1 protein-coding gene and 1 pseudogene are annotated in these 1,490 nt (G+C 58.3%); both read left to right on the top strand.

Annotation, left to right across the window (positions count from 1 at the left end; all coding sequences use genetic code 11):
* Positions 1-536, top strand: a pseudogene (locus OTB19_RS42780) (hypothetical protein); the annotation flags it as partial.
* Between the two features lie 14 nt (positions 537-550).
* Positions 551-1,369, top strand: a complete 819-nt coding sequence (locus OTB19_RS42775) for a phage portal protein (protein WP_267804263.1) — start codon at positions 551-553, stop codon at positions 1,367-1,369.
* The last annotated feature ends 121 nt before the right edge of the window (positions 1,370-1,490 follow it).

Raw genomic sequence — 1,490 nt, 5'->3', positions numbered from 1 at the left:
GAAAGAACCTCGGAGAACCCGCCACCGGGACGGCCACCCGGGATACCGGCCTGCCCGAATCCGGAAACCCACCACAAAAGCAATCACACCGCGTGATCAAAGATCACGCGGTGGATCGAGGCTCAGTAGAGGCCGCTGTAGCCAAGGCCTTCAAGGAGTACCGCGTTGCCTGGATGTATGCAGACCCGCCGTATTGGCAAGAGGCGATCGGCCGATGGGCTGTGGAGCACGGTGACGACACCGTATTCGAATTTTGGACCAACAAGCCCACTCGGATGACACAGGCCGTTGAGCGCCTGCGTACTGCCGTCACCGTTAAGGACGTTCGCCACGATGGCGACTACCGCCTTAGCCGGCACGTCCTTAATGCAGTCACCCGTGAAGTGCCTCAGGGCATTCTCATCACCAAAGACAGTCCGCGCTCAAAGCGGAAGATCGACCTAGCCGTTTGTGCAGTTCTCGCCTTGGAGGCCAGAGCAGATGCCATCGCTGATGGACGAATGAAGATCCGAAGGTCACGTGTCGTGGGCTTCTAAAAGGAGGCCTGCCTATGATTGTTCCACCAGGAAGCCACACCCCTTTCATAGGTAAGCCTCAGACCCCCGATCAGTGGTTGATGTACCTCTACGGGAAGCTACCCGGATTTGACCATTCTTCTCGCCTGTACTCCTCGTACTACGAGGGCCATCAGCAGAAGCTTGCGTTTTCCCAGATGCGCTACAAGCTGGCCTTTGCCAGCGTCTTTGAGCAGTGGCGAGACAACTTCTGCGGGATGATTGTGGACGCCACCAACGAGCGTCTGAACGTCGATTCCTTCCGTGTTCCCGGTGAAGAGGGTACAGACAAGGATGCTCGGGTCTTTTGGCAGCGCTCTTCCATGGATGCCTACTCCAATGCCGTACACCTAGAAGCCCTGATTCAGGGGCGGGCCTACGTCGTAGTGTGGGCAGACGCTGAAGGCGAACCGACCATTACCCCTGTCTCCGCCGAGCGGATGGCTGTCAGCTACAAGGCCGGCAGTCTCTCAGAACTGGAAGCCGCTGCCCGTTTCGAGGTCGATTCGTGGGGCCGGCAGCAGATCACCTTGTGGACCGAGAACTACGTCTACGAGGTTGCCTACGGAACTACCGAATGGGACAAGGGCGAGACTCTACCCAATCCCTTCAAGCGGGTTCCGGTGGTCCCATTCGAGAACCGATCTCGTCTCCTCGGTGACCCCTTCTCTGATCTAGCCAATGTCATTCCGATTCAGGACGCGATCAACAAGATCACCATGGATGCCCTTACAGCATCCGAGATGGCAGCGTTCCCGCAGAGGTATGTTACTGGCCTTGAGATCGTTGAGGACGCCCAGGGCAAGCCGGTGTAACTGTTTAGGGGTTTCCGCTGGTTGTGGGCAGCATCCATGGCCGTCCGGCGAAGAGGTCGCGTAGGGCGGTGAGGGGGTTGATGCCGTGTTTGCGGACGGTGGAGATGTAGGAGCGGATCCG

This window comes from Streptomyces sp. H27-H5, from assembly GCF_026627505.1.
Classification (GTDB): Bacteria; Actinomycetota; Actinomycetes; order Streptomycetales; family Streptomycetaceae; genus Streptomyces.
Note: the sequence above shows the minus strand (reverse complement) of the source record. Positions and strands in the feature narration are given on the sequence as shown.